This is a genomic window from Nodularia sp. LEGE 04288, from assembly GCF_963896525.1.
In the GTDB taxonomy this organism is placed as follows: domain Bacteria; phylum Cyanobacteriota; class Cyanobacteriia; order Cyanobacteriales; family Nostocaceae; genus Nodularia.
Map to the genome: position 1 here is coordinate 33,991 of NZ_CAWQOY010000117.1, position 16,076 is coordinate 50,066.

The 16,076-nt window shown below is 40.8% G+C and carries 13 protein-coding genes and 1 rRNA gene; 5 read left to right on the top strand and 9 right to left on the bottom strand.

What is annotated here, in order from left to right; translation table 11 throughout:
- Positions 1 to 88 precede the first annotated feature (88 nt).
- Genes AACX33_RS14690 through AACX33_RS14700 form a run of 3 tightly spaced genes read right to left on the bottom strand, consistent with a single transcriptional unit; the run spans position 89 to position 5,113 of the window.
- Entirely contained in the window at positions 89 to 649 is a 561-nt protein-coding gene (locus AACX33_RS14690) for a chemotaxis protein CheB (protein ID WP_194003569.1), read from the bottom strand.
- Positions 649 to 1,479, bottom strand: a complete 831-nt coding sequence (locus tag AACX33_RS14695; RefSeq protein ID WP_194003567.1) for a CheR family methyltransferase — start codon at positions 1,477 to 1,479, stop codon at positions 649 to 651. The genes AACX33_RS14690 and AACX33_RS14695 overlap by 1 nt, the downstream gene beginning before the upstream one ends.
- Before the next feature lie 13 nt (positions 1,480 to 1,492).
- Complete coding sequence (locus AACX33_RS14700) at positions 1,493 to 5,113, bottom strand: response regulator (RefSeq protein WP_194003565.1); 3,621 nt, start codon at positions 5,111 to 5,113, stop codon at positions 1,493 to 1,495.
- Positions 5,114 to 5,693: 580 nt separating this feature from the next.
- On the opposite strand from AACX33_RS14700, the gene AACX33_RS14705 reads away from it, so the two are divergent.
- The 3 genes from AACX33_RS14705 (at position 5,694) to AACX33_RS14715 (ending at position 9,897) form a co-directional block, all read left to right on the top strand.
- A complete protein-coding gene (locus tag AACX33_RS14705) occupies positions 5,694 to 6,335 on the top strand; it encodes a general stress protein (protein ID WP_194003563.1) in 642 nt (213 codons plus the stop codon).
- 388 nt (positions 6,336 to 6,723) lie between these two features.
- Positions 6,724 to 8,091: an NAD-dependent succinate-semialdehyde dehydrogenase gene (locus AACX33_RS14710; RefSeq protein WP_194003561.1), complete on the top strand. Its 1,368-nt coding sequence runs from the start codon at positions 6,724 to 6,726 to the stop codon at positions 8,089 to 8,091.
- A 162-nt stretch (positions 8,092 to 8,253) separates the two neighbouring features.
- On the top strand, positions 8,254 to 9,897 hold the full coding sequence (locus AACX33_RS14715; protein ID WP_194003559.1) for an acetolactate synthase large subunit: 1,644 nt from the start codon (positions 8,254 to 8,256) through the stop codon (positions 9,895 to 9,897).
- A 186-nt stretch (positions 9,898 to 10,083) separates the two neighbouring features.
- On the opposite strand, the gene AACX33_RS14720 is transcribed toward AACX33_RS14715, so the two are convergent.
- Positions 10,084 to 10,422, bottom strand: a complete 339-nt coding sequence (locus AACX33_RS14720) for a hypothetical protein (RefSeq protein ID WP_194003557.1) — start codon at positions 10,420 to 10,422, stop codon at positions 10,084 to 10,086.
- Between the two features lie 584 nt (positions 10,423 to 11,006).
- On the opposite strand from AACX33_RS14720, the gene AACX33_RS14725 reads away from it, so the two are divergent.
- Entirely contained in the window at positions 11,007 to 11,369 is a 363-nt protein-coding gene (locus tag AACX33_RS14725) for a Lin0512 family protein (protein ID WP_194003628.1), read from the top strand.
- Between the two features lie 33 nt (positions 11,370 to 11,402).
- Here the strand turns inward: AACX33_RS14725 and AACX33_RS14730 are convergent, their stop codons facing one another.
- The 5 genes from AACX33_RS14730 to nadC all read right to left on the bottom strand — a co-directional run bounded on the left by AACX33_RS14730 (position 11,403) and on the right by nadC (position 15,667).
- Positions 11,403 to 11,684 carry a hypothetical protein gene (locus AACX33_RS14730; protein ID WP_194003555.1) on the bottom strand — a complete coding sequence of 94 codons (282 nt, stop codon included), beginning with the start codon at positions 11,682 to 11,684 and terminating at the stop codon, positions 11,403 to 11,405.
- Between the two features lie 112 nt (positions 11,685 to 11,796).
- The gene (argS, locus tag AACX33_RS14735) at positions 11,797 to 13,602 is read right to left on the bottom strand and encodes an arginine--tRNA ligase (RefSeq protein ID WP_194003553.1); all 1,806 of its coding nucleotides are present in this window, start codon (positions 13,600 to 13,602) and stop codon (positions 11,797 to 11,799) included.
- 35 nt (positions 13,603 to 13,637) lie between these two features.
- Positions 13,638 to 14,324, bottom strand: a complete 687-nt coding sequence (locus AACX33_RS14740) for a hypothetical protein (protein ID WP_194003551.1) — start codon at positions 14,322 to 14,324, stop codon at positions 13,638 to 13,640.
- Positions 14,324 to 14,728: a RusA family crossover junction endodeoxyribonuclease gene (locus AACX33_RS14745; RefSeq protein ID WP_194003549.1), complete on the bottom strand. Its 405-nt coding sequence runs from the start codon at positions 14,726 to 14,728 to the stop codon at positions 14,324 to 14,326. Before AACX33_RS14745 ends, AACX33_RS14740 begins: the two co-directional genes overlap by 1 nt.
- 75 nt (positions 14,729 to 14,803) lie before the next feature.
- On the bottom strand, positions 14,804 to 15,667 hold the full coding sequence (gene nadC, locus AACX33_RS14750) for a carboxylating nicotinate-nucleotide diphosphorylase (RefSeq protein ID WP_194003547.1): 864 nt from the start codon (positions 15,665 to 15,667) through the stop codon (positions 14,804 to 14,806).
- A 311-nt stretch (positions 15,668 to 15,978) separates the two neighbouring features.
- Here nadC and AACX33_RS14755 point away from each other — a divergent pair.
- A 16S ribosomal RNA gene (locus AACX33_RS14755) occupies positions 15,979 to 16,076 on the top strand; the annotation flags it as partial.

The following is a 16,076-nucleotide window of genomic DNA, read 5'->3' on the forward strand; positions in this document are numbered from 1 at the left end:
GTTTATTTACTTAAATACGCTATAAAATGTGATTTTTCACTTAGCACTTGCTTCTACAGACGTGATCAATCGCGTCTCAGCACTTTTGTCAATGACAAACTTTAAGCAGTAGTTGGGCAATTTGTGAAAGCGACAAAATCCCATCTACTTTCACAGCAGATATTGCTGCTACTGGCATAATTGCGCTTTCTGCCGTTGTAGGTTCCTGTACAATAGCCATTCCTCCCCGTGCTTTGATTTTTTTTAGACCTTGTGTGCCATCGTGATTTGCCCCTGTCAATATAACACCAATTGCTTGTTCTGCGTATATATCAGCCGCCGACTCAAACAGCACATCAATAGATGGTCTAGCATAAGAAACAGGCTCATCTGTAGAAAGAGCAAAATAACCTGTTTCAATGAGTAAATGATAGTCTGGTGGAGCCAGATAGACCTGTCCTGGTAAAATTTTGTCTTTATCCTCCACCTCCTTGATTGGCAATAATGAGTCTTTTTGTAATAATCCCAGCAATGTGTTGCCTGAGTTTTTGTGCCGATGTTGCACAATAGCAATTGGGATGAGAAAGTCCGCGGGTAAATTTCCTAGAACTATTTGCAGTGCAGATAATCCTCCTAACGAAGTCCCAATAACCACACATTCAAAAGGCACTAGTTTAGCCTCCGGTAAAGCTTTTCACCCTTAGCTATTTCATGATAGTACTGCTCATGGTCAGTAAATCTGAGGGATTCTTGCCGACCTAAACCTAAGATACCAAAGGTGCAAAGACTGTGATAAAATAGCTCATGTACTTGCTTTTGAAGTATCTGATTAAAATATATTAAAACGTTTCGGCAAAGTATGACATTAAATTCATTAAAAGAACTGTCATTAGCCAGATTATGCTGTGCAAAAATCACATTATCTCTCAGAGATGCTCTAAATATAGCATGATCATAAGCCGCAGTGTAATATTCTGAAAAAGAGCGCTTCCCGCCTGTTTTTAGGTAAAGTTGAGTATATTCTTGCATCTTATTTAAGGGATAAATCCCATTTTTGGCGCTTTGTAGGACATTTTCGTTAGTGTCGGTGGCATATATACGGCAACGGTGGTAAAGTTCCTCTTCTTGTAACAGAATCGCCATTGAATAAACTTCTTCTCCAGTTGAACATCCAGCGTGCCAGATGCGAATAAAAGGATAGGTGCGTAACAATGGGATAACATGATTTCTAAAAGCTAAATAAAAGCTGGGATCTCGAAACATTGATGTTACATTCACTGTCACACTCAGCAAAAATCTAGCTAGACAGCTGCGTTCATGAAGTAATCGCTCTTGTAATGCCGAAATATTACTTAAACCCTCCAAGCGCATAAAGTTTTGAATCCGGCGTTTGAGCGAAGATAAAGCATAATTACGGTAGTCATAACCGTAGTATTGATATATTCCCTCTAATAGCAATTTGATTTCGATATCTTCTAAGCTAGGTTTAGGTAGATTCATAAATTAAGATCAATCATTGATATAGCCAAACTCGCAGCAAAGAAAGTAGTTGCTCTGTATCTACAGGTTTGGTGATATAATCAGAAGCCCCTGATTCAATGCATTTTTGGCGATCGCCTGGCATAGCTTTAGCGGTTAAAGCCAGAATTGGTAATGAGCGGAATTGCTGTTGCTGGCGAATCGCTATAGTCGTTTCATAACCATCCATTTCAGGCATCATGATATCCATTAAAATAGCACTAATATCAGGATTAGCTTGGAGTATGTCTATGCCATCTCTGCCATTTTCGGCAAATAAGACTTCCATGTTATAGCTTTCTAAAAAACTGGTAATCGCAAAGATATTTCGGACATCATCATCCACAATCAGAATTTTGCGATTAGCTAAAACCGCATCTGTTTGACGTAGTTTTTCTAATATTTGGCGTTTTGGTTGGGGTAAATCTGCCTGGATTCGATGCAGAAATAAAGCAGTTTCATCTAGTAACCGCTCAGGCGATCGCACATTTTTAATAATAATTGTCTCTGCCAGTCGTCGCAGTTGGGTATCTTCTTGTCGAGTTAATTCTTTTCCTGTGTAAACAATAATTGGCAATTTCAAAAGGCTGGATTGCTGCTTAATTTTTTCAATCAATTCCAAACCACTCATATCCGGCAAACCTAAATCAAGCACCATACAATCAAATCGCTGTGATTGCAAAATTTCTAAAGCTGCGGTTCCCGTATTCACTGCTGTACTTTGGACATCACTATTACCGATCAAATCCATAATACTTTGCGCTTGTACCGGGTCATCTTCTATGATTAACAGCGTTTTCACCTTCCGCTCAATAAAGTCTTTAATTTCAGTTAATGCTTGATTTAAATTTTCTGGAGATATGGGCTTTTGTAGGTAAGTAATTGCTCCTAAATGTAACCCCCGTTGCTTTTTCTCATCTACAGAAAGGATATGTATAGGAATGTGTCTGGTTTCTGGGTCACGCTTCAGACGGTCTAGTATTGTCCAACCGTCCATATCTGGCATATGGATATCTAAGGTAATAGCATCGGGTTTGAACTGTTGTGCTAGAGCCAAACCTGCTTTACTTTGTAAAGCTATAATCACCTTAAAGCCCTGTTGACGTGCCATTTCTAAGAAGATCCGGGCGAACTTATCATCATCTTCGACAATCAGCAAAACGCGATCGCCTGGTTGAACATTCTCGCGATCATCTAGAATTTCATGAAGTTGAGTAGTCAGCAGTTTTGCTGATGGAGTTGTGGCTAGATTCAATGAAGATAAAACTTCTTTCTTTATAGTCTGTTCCGGAATCACTGTTTCCCTAATACCTGGGTAAATTTGGGGTAGGTAGAGAGTAAAAGTACTTCCTTCTCCTACTCGGCTATCTAATTCAATTCTTCCCCCCAAAAGTTGAGCTAATTCACGACTAATTGATAAGCCTAAACCTGTTCCCCCATACTTCCGACTGGTTGTACCGTCTGCTTGCTGAAAGGCTTCAAAAATAATTTTCTGTTTTTCTAGTGGAATGCCAATACCTGTATCACTTACGGCAAAAGTAATCATGGAAATGTCACTTTTACCAACATCGTCATTCATACCAATTTGCAATTTTACACCGCCTTTTTCAGTGAATTTAAAAGCATTAGCCAGCAGATTTTTTAATATTTGTTGTAAGCGTTTCGGGTCATTATAAATAGTATTTGGTAACTTGTCCTCCAATTCAACTGCAAAACTGATGCCTTTCTCCTGGGCAAATTCAGAGAAACTTCTATTTATGGATGTCTGCAAATCTATAAAGCTAATTTGTTCAATGTCTACAGAAAAATTCCCCGACTCAATTTTGGCTAAATCTAAAATATCATTAATTAATTCCAACAAATCATTCCCCGCAGAGTAGATTGTCTGGCTATACTCTACTTGCTTTTCAGTCAAATGTCCCTCTGAATTAGCTGTCAGCAACTTCGCTAAAATTAATAAACTATTTAGTGGTGTTCTTAATTCATGGGACATATTCGCCAGAAATTCGGACTTATATTTAGAAGATAAAGCTAACTCGTCGGCTTTTTCTTGTAAAGACTTTCTCGCTCGTTCAACTTCTTGATTTTTATGAGCAACTTCTTGGTTTTGTACCTCTAAAAGTTCTGCCTTTTCTTCAAGTTCCTCATTTAGCTGCTGTAATTCTTCATTAGACTGCTTCAATTCTTCCTGTTGCTGCTTCAGAAGCAATTGCGAAGCTTCTAACTCCTGTGTTTGCTGTTCTAAATTTTGATTACTTTGCTTCAGTTCTTCTTGCTGAACTTGTAATTCTTCTGTTAAACTTTGAGATGCTTCAAGTAAATATTTAGTTTGGGTATTGGCAGTAATATTATTCAAAAATACCCCAAGTATTTCACTGAGTTGTTCTAAAAATCTTAAATGTAGATTACTAAATGGCTGCAAAGCAGCAAGTTCAATTATAGCAGTAACATTCGATTCAAATAGTACAGGGAATACAATAATATTTAATGGTAGTGCTGCGCCTAAACCAGAGTAAATGCGGATGTAGTCTTTAGGTACTTCAGTTAACAAGATTCTTTGTTTTTCTAAGGCACATTGTCCCACTAATCCTTCACCCAAGCGGAACTCGTTTGCTAAATGCTTACGTTCTTGATAAGCATAGCTACTCAAAAGCTTTAATATAGGCTGATTATCAGCCTCATCCATTAAATAAAAAACGCCTTGTTGTGCGCCAACTAATAGTGCGAGATTTGACAAAACCATCCGAGAGACATTTTCTAGATTGCTCTGCCCCTGAAGCATTTGGGTAAAATCTGCTAAATTAGAATTGAACCAATTCTGGTCGTCATTTTTCTGCGTAATATTTTGCAAATTAGCAATCATCTGATTGAAAGTTCGTGTAAGAATGCCAATTTCATCCCGGCGATCGCTATTTGGTAAACTGACAGATAAATTGCCATCGGCTATATTTTCTGCCGTCTCTGAAAGTTCTGTTAGTGGTGCTGATATATGCCGGGTTAATAAGAATCCAATTACAGCTAAAATCAGAGAAACCACAGGTATACTATATGTAATACTATTTATAGTTCTTTGAGCAGCTATATCTGCTTTATCAGAGTGCTGTTGCAGCAATAGATTTTCTTCATTTTGCATCTCCTTAATAATAGTTTGGATTTCATCCATTAAATTTTTACCCTCATCTGTGAGAATTGCGGCTTGAGCCGATTCCCAGCCTTGATTTTCTCGGACATTAATCACGTTTTCCATTACAGCCATTCTTTCATTGATTAGTGGCCGCAATTTATCAAGTCGTCGCTGTTGAAAAATATTATCTGATGCTAATTGCTCCAGTTCTTCAAAGGTTTTATCCAGAAATATCACAGCATTGTTATAAGGTTCTAGATAGCGCTCTTCTCCCGTAATCAGATAACCCCGTTGTCCAGTCTCCGCAAATATTAATTGAGACCCAAGTTCATCTAGTTGATTTAACACATCGTAGGTATGCTTTTCCTTACGAGAAGTGACAATGAGTTCATTAGTGCTTTGATAAGAGATCAGACCTATAGTAACTAGAATTGCTAAACTCACAGCAAAACCAGCGCCAATTTTGGTTCCAATCTTCAAACGATTAAACATTTAGGTTATTTCTGTTCTTGATACTATTAATTTAAACCTGGAAAAACAAAATCAGAATTATCTGAACGTGATGCTGCTTCTAATTTTTTCTTCCTTTCTTTCTTCGTGTCCTTCTCCTAAAGGAAACACTACGCGGTTATTATGTTACAACATGACGGCATAAAAAGATTAACAATATGATGCTCTGATGAGGAATCCAAAATACTTGTGGCGTATTGCGAAGAAACAGATCGCACTCAAAACGATCTACTCAGAGAGTTGATCCGAAAATCAAAGAAAAGCCGTTCTAGAAGAACGAGGCTTTAAACCCCATTTTTCGGTAAACCAACCCAGCGACGGTCATTCGGGGCTACACAGAAAAATCCGGGATGACATCTGGCATCAGACGATTTCTCATCACTAAGGCTATATCTCTCTCCTCCTCACGACTGTGGGTGAAATACGAGTACCCTCTTGTGATGGATAACAAGCTAAATCTAGGGATTGATGAATACTTCAATGCTATCAGAGAAACTGGAGCAAGTATGACTACAAAAATTACTTTTGTGGAGACACAGTTGCAATTTTGTAAGGAGAAAAAATGGCATCTCGAAGATATAAGCGGGCAATTGGGACATTTCCGAATCGACAACAAGCTGAAGCAGCACTGAATGAACTCAGAGACTCAGGTTTCTCAATGGATAGGGTTTCTGTCTTGGCGAAAGATACAGGTGCGGGTGACCAAATTGCTGGAACTGATGTCACAGATAGAGGTGAAACTGAGGCTCAAGAAGGTGCTGGTATTGGTGCGACAACTGGTACTGTGTTAGGAGGTCTTGGGGGCTTACTTGTAGGTCTGGAAGCTTTAATTATTCCCGGAGTAGGGCCTTTTCTTGCAGGTGGTGCGATCGCAACTACTTTAGCCGGTGCTGGTCTGGGTGCAGCCGCAGGTGGTATTGTGGGGGCGCTGACTGGTTTGGGTATTCCCGAAGAAGAAGCTAAGGCTTATAGCGAACGAGTATCACAAGGAGACTACTTGGTGATCCTAGACGGCCCAGAGGACGAAATTAACCGTGCTGCTGCTCTTTTGATGAGTCAGGGTATTCGTGAGTGGAGAGTACACGAAATTTCTGATAGTCCTAGTTCAGCTACCAATGTAGCTACTACTACAGACAGATACACAGAAAGAACAACTACCGACCCAGATGTGGACGTTGTTGACAAACGAGATCGAATTAAGTAGTTAAATTATGACCAAAAGAATCGGATTCAAGCCTCTCTGCGAGACGCTACGCTAACGCCCTTCTAGGGCGACTTTTGGTCAAAAAATATTTTCTCCAATCTCACCAGTTCTCAGGGTTTGATAGAGATGATTTCTGGAAAAAAGGGCATTTCCGGTTTTATTCTTTTTCCAGAGAAGCTAGAGAGATTCAGGCGGAGTTTTATTGTGTATCTAATCTCACAAAATTTACTTATTAAGTAAGTATAATTAAATATAAAAATAGTTGCAGTTATTAAGTGATCAAAAATTCAACCTCAGCAAAAGAATAAAATTTGGGTATAGCTTCCGCAATTAATGTGTGTAACACTAGGAAGCTACCTCAAGCTATTTTTTAACGGGAGGTCAGGCAATGGCTATCGCCACCATCAATCCCGCCACTGGGGAGACGATCACAACTTTTGAGCCGCTCAACGATGCAGAGATTGCGTCTAAACTAGATTTGGCTGGTCAGTCTTTTGAACAGTACCGCCAGACTAGTTTTTCTGAGCGATCACAATGGCTAGAAAAGGCTGCAATAATTTTACAGCAAGAAAAAGCCGACTTTGCTAAAATAATGACCCTGGAAATGGGTAAAACTTATAAAGCAGCGATCGCAGAAGTTGAAAAATGCGCCCTCGTTTGTAACTATTACGCCGAACACGCACCGAGTTTTCTGGCTGATGTGCCAATCAAAACCGATGCCAGCCATAGTTTTGTGCGCTATCACCCTATGGGCGTAATTCTCGCTGTGATGCCGTGGAATTTCCCCTTCTGGCAAGTCTTTCGTTTTGCCGCACCAACGCTGATGGCGGGCAATGTCGGCTTACTGAAACACGCTTCCAACGTGCCGCAGTGCGCCTTGGCAATTGAAGATATTATCCACCGGGCAGGTTTTCCCCCAGGCGCTTTTCAAACACTGTTAATCGGTGCTGCCAAAGTTGCCGATATTATGGCTGATCACCGGGTAAAAGCTGCTACCTTGACCGGAAGCGAACCAGCGGGTGCATCTCTCGCCGCCGTCGCCGGTAAACAAATTAAAAAAACTGTTCTGGAATTGGGAGGTAGTGACCCGTTTATTGTTTTAGAAAGTGCTGATTTAGAGACAGCAGTTGCTACAGCCACTTCCGCCCGGATGTTGAATAATGGGCAGTCATGTATAGCGGCGAAACGGTTTATTATTGCCGAAGCGATCGCACCTGAATTTGAAAAGCTACTTTTAGATAAATTTCAAGCGCTGAAAGTGGGCGATCCCATGCAACCAGATACTGATTTAGGTCCACTCGCCACCCCGGATCTTCTCGAAGATTTACACCAACAAGTGCAAGCAGCCGTTAAAAGTGGCGGTAAAGTCCTCACTGGTGGACAACCTTTAGCAGATCGTCCCGGTAACTTTTACCCGCCGACGATTATTACAGATATTCCCCTAGATAGTGCGATCGCACAGGAAGAATTTTTTGGCCCAGTCGCATTATTATTCCGTGTACCTGATATTGATGCAGCGATTCAATTAGCTAATGCTACACCTTTTGGCTTGGGTGCAAGTGCCTGGACAACTAACGACCAAGAACGCGATCGCCTAATTCAGGAAATTGAAGCCGGTGCCGTATTTATCAACAGCATGGTTAAATCTGACCCCCGCTTACCCTTTGGTGGTATTAAGCGTTCTGGATACGGCAGAGAGTTGAGTATTCAAGGTATACATGAATTCGTCAATCTTAAGACAGTCTGGGTTAACTGATTAGTCCATAGTTATTAGTCATTGGGTATTGGCAGTTATTTTTCTCTGGTACAGCAGGGACTAAATAAAGCAACCATTCCCAGTCAATTTTTTGACTTTTGACTTCCGCCCTGCGGCTAGTCCCCCACTCCCGTCTTAATTTATAACCAGTGAGGAAATCAAATGAATACAGCTGAATTGTTGGTGCAGTGTCTGGAGAATGAAGGAGTGCAATATGTTTTTGGTCTTCCTGGTGAAGAGAACTTGCACGTTTTAGAAGCGCTAAAACATTCTTCTATTCAATTTATTACTACTCGTCATGAACAGGGTGCAGCATTCATGGCGGATGTCTACGGACGTTTGACAGGAAAAGCTGGAGTATGTCTTTCTACTCTGGGGCCTGGGGCGACAAACTTAATGACTGGAGTCGCAGATGCTAACCTGGATGGTGCGCCTTTAGTAGCAATTACAGGTCAAGTAGGAACAGATAGAATGCACATCGAATCCCATCAATATTTGGATTTGGTGGCGATGTTTGCCCCTGTAACCAAGTGGAATAAACAGATTGTCCGCCCCAGTATTACACCAGAAGTAGTCCGCAAAGCCTTCAAGCGATCGCAAACTGAAAAACCCGGTGCAGTCCACATCGATTTACCAGAAAATATTGCTGCTATGCCTGTAGAAGGTAAGCCATTGCGAAAGGATAATATCGAAAAATCCTATGCTTCCTTTGCTTGTATTCGCGCAGCTGCGGCAGCCATTTCTCAAGCAGTTAACCCCATTATTTTAGTCGGCAATGGAGCAATTCGCGCTCAAGCTAGTGATGCGGTTACGCAATTTGCCACCCAAATGAATATGCCCGTTGTTAATACATTCATGGGTAAAGGTGTCATTCCTTATACTCATCCCTTAGCTTTATGGTCAGTGGGATTACAACAAAAGGATTTTATTAACTGTGGCTTTGATAACACAGATTTAGTAATTGCTATTGGCTATGATTTAATCGAATTTTCCCCGAAAAAATGGAATCCTGAAGCCAATATTCCCATTATTCATATTGCCGCAAATTCTGCGGAAATTGATAGCAGTTATATTCCTAACGTCGAAGTAATAGGGGATATTTCCGATTCCCTGAATGAAATCTTAAAATTGGCAGATAGACAGAGTAAACCCAATCCCTATGCCATCAGCTTGCGGGAAAATATTCGGGCTGATTACGAACAGTACGCTCATGATGATGGTTTTCCTATTAAACCGCAAAAATTAATTTATGACTTAAGGCAGGTAATGGGGCCAGACGATATTGTCATTTCTGATGTTGGCGCACATAAAATGTGGATTGCCCGACATTATCACAGCCATAGTCCCAATACTTGCTTGATTTCCAATGGTTTTGCCGCAATGGGTATTGCGATTCCAGGTGCTTTAGCAGCAAAACTGGTTTCTCCTAACCGCAAAGTTGTAGCTGTGACTGGCGACGGTGGCTTTATGATGAATTGCCAAGAATTAGAAACAGCCTTGCGTGTCGGTACTCCCTTTGTCACCTTAATATTTAATGATGGTGGCTATGGCTTAATTGAGTGGAAGCAAGAAAATCAATTTGGCAAAGGTAACTCATCCTTTGTTCATTTTGGTAATCCTGATTTTGTCAAATTCGCCGAAAGCATGGGTTTAAAAGGCTACAGAGTTGAATCTGCTACTGACTTAATCCCCATACTTAAAGAAGCCCTCGCCCAAGATGTACCTGCTGTCATAGATTGTCCCGTAGACTACCGCGAAAATCACCGCTTTAGCCAAAAAGCTGGCGAATTGAACTGCGGAGTTTAAATTGATTCTTGGCGTGATCAGGCTAACATAGTGCATCAATAAAAAACATTTATCGGCGTTTATCGGCGTTTATCAGCGTTTAATTCCATCCAAATTAATGCACTATTTGAACTCGATCACGCCACCACAGTAGTTAAACTGTCTCTTAACTTTTGACTTTTGACTTTTGACTTCCGCGTAGCGGTGCTAGTCTTCATCCAGCGCTGGGAAAGCCTCCTCAAACCGCCACAAGTTATCTTTATTATTAAGAAACCAGATTCTAGTTTCAGGAGTTAATTGACTCCAAATAACATCACCAGGAATGTGAGGAGAAGCATATTGATAGTGCAAACCCAAGTCTTTGAGATTGTGTTCTACATCTTTAGGAATACCAAAATCTTGCCAGTTAACTTCTACCTGTCTAACTGTAAGTCCCGCAGCCGGATCGAAAATTAACTGGGCGGCTCTAATTAAATCAGCAAAATGTTTTGGTTTCAGACTAGCTATCTGCTGAATTTGGATTGATTCGTTATGCTCTTGAGACATTGTGAATGAATTGGGTAAAAATTGTTCATTTCTTGAAACTATTCGCAGAGATTTTTACCCCAATGCTTCCATTTTAGCGCAGAGCCTTTACCGTGGATGGTTTGCCCAAAAATTAAGTATGATTTATATTCTTGTCATAGGAATCACTGCCAATTAGATAAAATCAGTCTCTCAGCAGTGAGAATTATTTCAAAAGCTACTATAATTCAATTTACAAAATTCCAGTAGCAAACTTATCAAAATAAATCTTTATAAAATATATTACCGATTTGGCAGATTTAGAGTAATAATTTATTCATCATATAGTCATTTATGATCATAACCCTTGTGTCATGACTAACATTTTCTTGATTAGTAAATATTTAGCTAATAAGTGGATGGAAGTCATCAGCCTAATTGGAGGTGAAAGCAATGATGGGAATATTTTGGTTTTCGGTTTGCTGTTTTCTTTGGCTCATTGGCTTAAGTTTATTGGCAGAAATTTGGTTCTACGAAGAAGAAGAACAAATGTAATGAAACTAAATTAGCACTTGCAGCCCTTTTGAGCGATACAGTGAGAAGTGAAATATCTTCAGGAGGTAGCTGTGGCGCGTAAACGCTTGATTATTGAGATGGGTATGGGAATAGATCAGCACGGACAAGAACCCACCGTAGCAGCCGCAAGAGCAGTGCGTAATGCGATCGCTCACAACGCCTTACCTGGTGTTTGGGAAGTCGCCGGTTTGAACGATCCAAATGAAATGATTGTAGAAGTTCAGGTAGCAGTTCCCTATCCCGAACAAGTCAGAGAAGAAGAAGTACTAGCTGTACTACCCTTTGGGCGGAAAACCTTAACCGTAGAATCTGGAGGAATGGTAGTACAAGGAAAAGCGATCGCCTCACTCAACGACAAAAATGACGAAATGTTGATAGCCGTCGCATCCGTCACAGTTTTGATTGAAAATTAAGCAGATAGCCTCACGCAGGTTAGTGAGGCTAGTTTATTCAGCCTCATCCTTGACTTCTTCTGGCAATAACTGATCCAACTTATACTCAATAGCCGAGAGTTTCTTCAAAATAGTGGGGCGATCGCCATCCAAAGAAACCAATAAATTAGCGATCGACTCCTGTATATTACTCAACCGCGCCACAGCATTTTGCAGTTGTACCATACCTTCCCGCAATTCTTGTCGTTCCTGACGAGCATCAGCCATTTCATCTAACATAGCCTGAGCCGTTTTAGCATTACTCTCCATTAACTGTTTAATTTCCTTATCAGTCATAGCGATCGCACATAGAGATTAGTATTACTACCCATAATAAAAGGAAACGTCACCACCATTGAGACACAGCCAAAAATCCTCCGCGTACCTCTGCGTTAAAAATTCTCCCCTCCTACATCCTCTCCAAAACCCGAATCCCCAGCAAATCCAAACCCAACCGCAAAGTTTTAGCAGTTAAATCACACAAAACCAAACGAGAAGTCCGCAAAGGTTCCTCAGCCTCAAGCACCCGCACCCCCTGATTACGGTCATAAAACTGATTAAACTTTTTACTCAATTCATACAAGTATTCACATAAGCGATTAGGTCGTAATTCTTCCTCTACACAAAGAATAACTTCGTCGAATTGCAGTAAATACTTAGCCAACGCTAACTCAGTCTCATGCTGCAAAAGCACTTTAACATTCTCACCCAACTCAGCAAAATTAATTCCACCCTTGCGGCTAATCCCCTGAATCCGTGCATAAGCGTAAAGCATATAGGGCGCAGTATTACCCTTAAGATCCAGCATTTTATCGTAGCTAAAAATATAGTCATTGGCACGGTTTTGGCTTAAATCAGCATATTTAACGGCACTGATACCAACTATCTCAGCAACTTCACTAATAAATTCTTCAGACTCTTCTCGTTCTTCCTCTTTTAATCTACCTTCTAAATCTGCACGGGCGCGAATCACCGCTTCATTTAATAAATCCCGTAACCTGACAGTATCACCAGAACGAGTTTTAAATTTTTTCCCATCTTCCCCTAATACCAAACCAAAGGGAACGTGAACAAGTTCCACATCATCAGGAATCCATCCCGCCTTGCGTGCGACTTGGAAAAATTGAGCAAAATGATTACTTTGTCCAGAATCCGTCACATAAATTATGCGTTTAGCTTGATCTTGCTGAATCCGGTAACGCAAAGCTGCTAAATCTGTAGTCGCGTAGTTATAACCACCATCAGATTTTTGCACAATCAAAGGCATCGGTTCACCTTCCCGGTTGGTAAAACCTTCCAGGAAAACCACCTTAGCCCCTTGATTCTCCACCAGTAACCCAGATTTTGCCAAATCTTCCACCACTGAAGGAAGTTGGGCATTATACCAAGATTCTCCGCGTTCTTTTACACTTACATTTAGCAAGTCATAAATTTTTTTAAATTCTTGTCGAGAAGCTTCACAAAGAACAGTCCAAGCGTGTTCTGCTAGCAAGTCACCAGATTGTAGTTCTACTACTGCTTTACGGGATATTTCTCTAAAATCAGCATCCTCATCAAATTTTTTCTTAGCTTCTCTATAGAACTGAACTAAGTCTCCTAGATTTATAGAGTTAGGATCAAGTAAAGATTTCCCTAGAGGAGTATCAATGTACGTACTATTTAAAAGGGAGGGATAAACTTCTCGAAGATGAGTAATTAACATCCCAAACTGCGTACCCCAATCACCGACATGATTTAACCGTAAAACATCATGTCCCTGAAATTCTAAAATCCGCGCAATGGAATCACCGATAATCGTAGAACGCAAATGTCCCACGTGCATTTCCTTAGCAATATTCGGACTAGAGAAATCCACAATTTCTCGTTTTGGCGTTTCCGTCTTGGGAACTCCTAGTCTAGAATCTGCCTGAATAGCGTTGAGTTGTGCTTCTAAGTATGCAACTTTGAGCTTAAGATTGATAAAACCAGGCCCAGCTATCTCTGGTGTTTCGCAAAAATCAGATACATCTAATTTCTCAACAATAGCAGAGGCGATCGCCCTTGGTTGCTGTCCCAACCTTTTACTCAGTGATAAAGCCACATTCGCCTGATAATCACCAAATTTAGGATTACTCGCAGTCACCAAAATCGGATCTACTCCAGCGTACTCATCGCCAAAAGCAGCCACCAAAGCCTGCTCAAGTTTAAATTTTAGTTGTTCTTGTGTAGCGTTCATATATAAATGTTATCTGTTTGTGAGAGGCTATAGCTTTAGAGCAAATTTTCAGTAGTATTAAGTGAATTTAATAACTGTTCTGTGACTTCAATAAGCTCAAGTACAGAACTTGGGTTAATTTCGCTAGTTTTGAAACCATGAGCGATCGCATGACGTAACGGTAAAGCATCCATGAGTAATTGGTAGTCAGTTTGAGAAATTACTCCCTCGGTTGTTAATTGCTTCAACAAACGAAGAGGTGGTTCAAGTTTCTGTAAACTAAGTCCTTCGTGTTCAGCAAGAAGTCTCAGAGTTGCTTCAGCCAATGACCAAGTATAAAGGATAGCTGATTCTGGATGATGAGATGTCAGTTCTCTAGCTACCTGCAATTTTGACTTGATCTCATCTGCTGGAAAAGAATCTCCTGCTTTAGCAGAATATAATGCATCCTCTGGATTAGTCATCACTAATTCCAATCTCCAACCAGGATGCTCTTCAATTACCTGAGCTAATCTTTGTAGATATTGTCCCCCTCCCATAATAGAACGACGTGACTTTACCTCAACCACAACCGCATCGTCACCTCTACGTACTATCATGTCGGGACGATATCCGTAGTCCCTTAAAAAAGCAGGGATTTCTTCAGAGTTGGGTGAAAGTATCACCTGATAACCTTTTTGACGATACTCCTGTGCTAAATCGAGTAATCGTTCCCTTTCCAGTTGTTCAGTTTGAGTATTCATCAGACAATTACCTCTTGATCGGGAGCATCTGTGACAACAATATGTAAGAACTCATTGCCTCGTGCCAAGCCTTCTGCCAGTATGGGAGTTATATTATCTATTCTAAAATTGCCTGATAAATTCCTCTTTCTTACCAGGACATCAGTTATTTGGTCATCATCAACATAGACTAGACCAATGATTGCGTCTTGAATAGGCTTAACTATATTATCTACATCCATAGCAATAGAATCATAAAAATATGTCACCTTCAGCATAACTAGCCCAGTAGCGGGTTGTTCTTCTAAAGGCCAATATTTTTCTACTTCTTGTCTAACTGTAGCTTTCCAAGCCCTGAGCTTTTCACGTCTGCGAGCTTGTTGCGATACAGGCGTTCCATTTATTATGAACTCAAATATCTTCAAAGATTTTAGAAAAAAATGTCAAGTATATTTTTGGCGTTGCAAGGAGAATTAGACCGATAACCATCATATATCTTTTTAATCTATCCTCATACTCAAATCCAACCATTTTGACTGAGTAATCGGCGCACTACTAGATATATAGTCAACCCCGGTCTCAGCCACAGCGCGAATCGTCTCCAAAGTCACATTTCCCGAAGCCTCAATCTTCACCCTACTATCCTGCTGACGAATCAACTCCACAGCCTGACGCATCATATCCACAGGCATATTATCCAACATAATAATATCCGCTTTATGCTCTAAAGCTACTTTCACCTGCTCCAAACTTTCCGTCTCCACCTCAATAGTCATAGGAAAAGGAATCCGAGAACGAATCCGGGTAATAGCTTCTGCAATACCCCCAGCCGCAGCAATATGATTATCCTTAATCATCACCGCATCATCCAAACCCATCCGGTGATTCATCGCCCCACCTACAGCCGTCGCGTACTTTTCCAACAGTCTCAGCCCTGGCGTAGTCTTGCGCGTATCCACCAACTGAGCAGGTAAATCCGCTATTTGCTCTACATATATATGTGTGAGCGTAGAAATTCCACTCAAACCCATAGCCAAATTCAGCGCCACCCGTTCCCCCATCAGCAACGCATCGAGGGAACCATGAATTTCTGCAATTACCTGTCCCGGCTCACATCTTGCACCGTCAGCCACCACAGCCTTAAAACTAACTTTCTCATTTAAAAGCTCAAACACCCTAGCTGCAACAGGTAAGCCAGCAATTATCCCTGGTGCTTTAGCCACCCATTTAGCTGTTCCTGGCGTGGCATCTTCCGATAATAGGCTATTTGTAGTGCGATCGCCCCGACCAATATCTTCCAGCAACCAGCCACGCAGTAAAGGATCTAGAACTACCCAAGGCGGCAAAACACCAAATTTGCTCACGATTTAATTACTATCTTTTTAATTTCCAAGAATACTATATCCTAAAATCCCTACCCCATAAGGCTTTCAGACCTATGAAAAAATGAATTCAAAATAAATTGAAAAAAGAGTTGACAAAGATAGGAGCGCTCGTTATATTAGATAAGTGCCTGACAGACGAGCGCCAAAGAGCGACGTTCAAAGGAACACCGAACCTTGAAAATATTATAGTTTGAAAGCAATTATACAGCAAATATTGCGCGTCAAGTCAATAAAATAACTAGACTGAAGTTAAAAAAGAGCAGTCAAGAAAGAGCTAAAACAAACAAACCAAAACGGAGAGTTTGATCCTGGCTCAGGATGAACGCTGGCGGTATGCTTAACACATGCAAGTCGAACGGTCTCTTCGGAGATAGTGGCGGACGGGTGA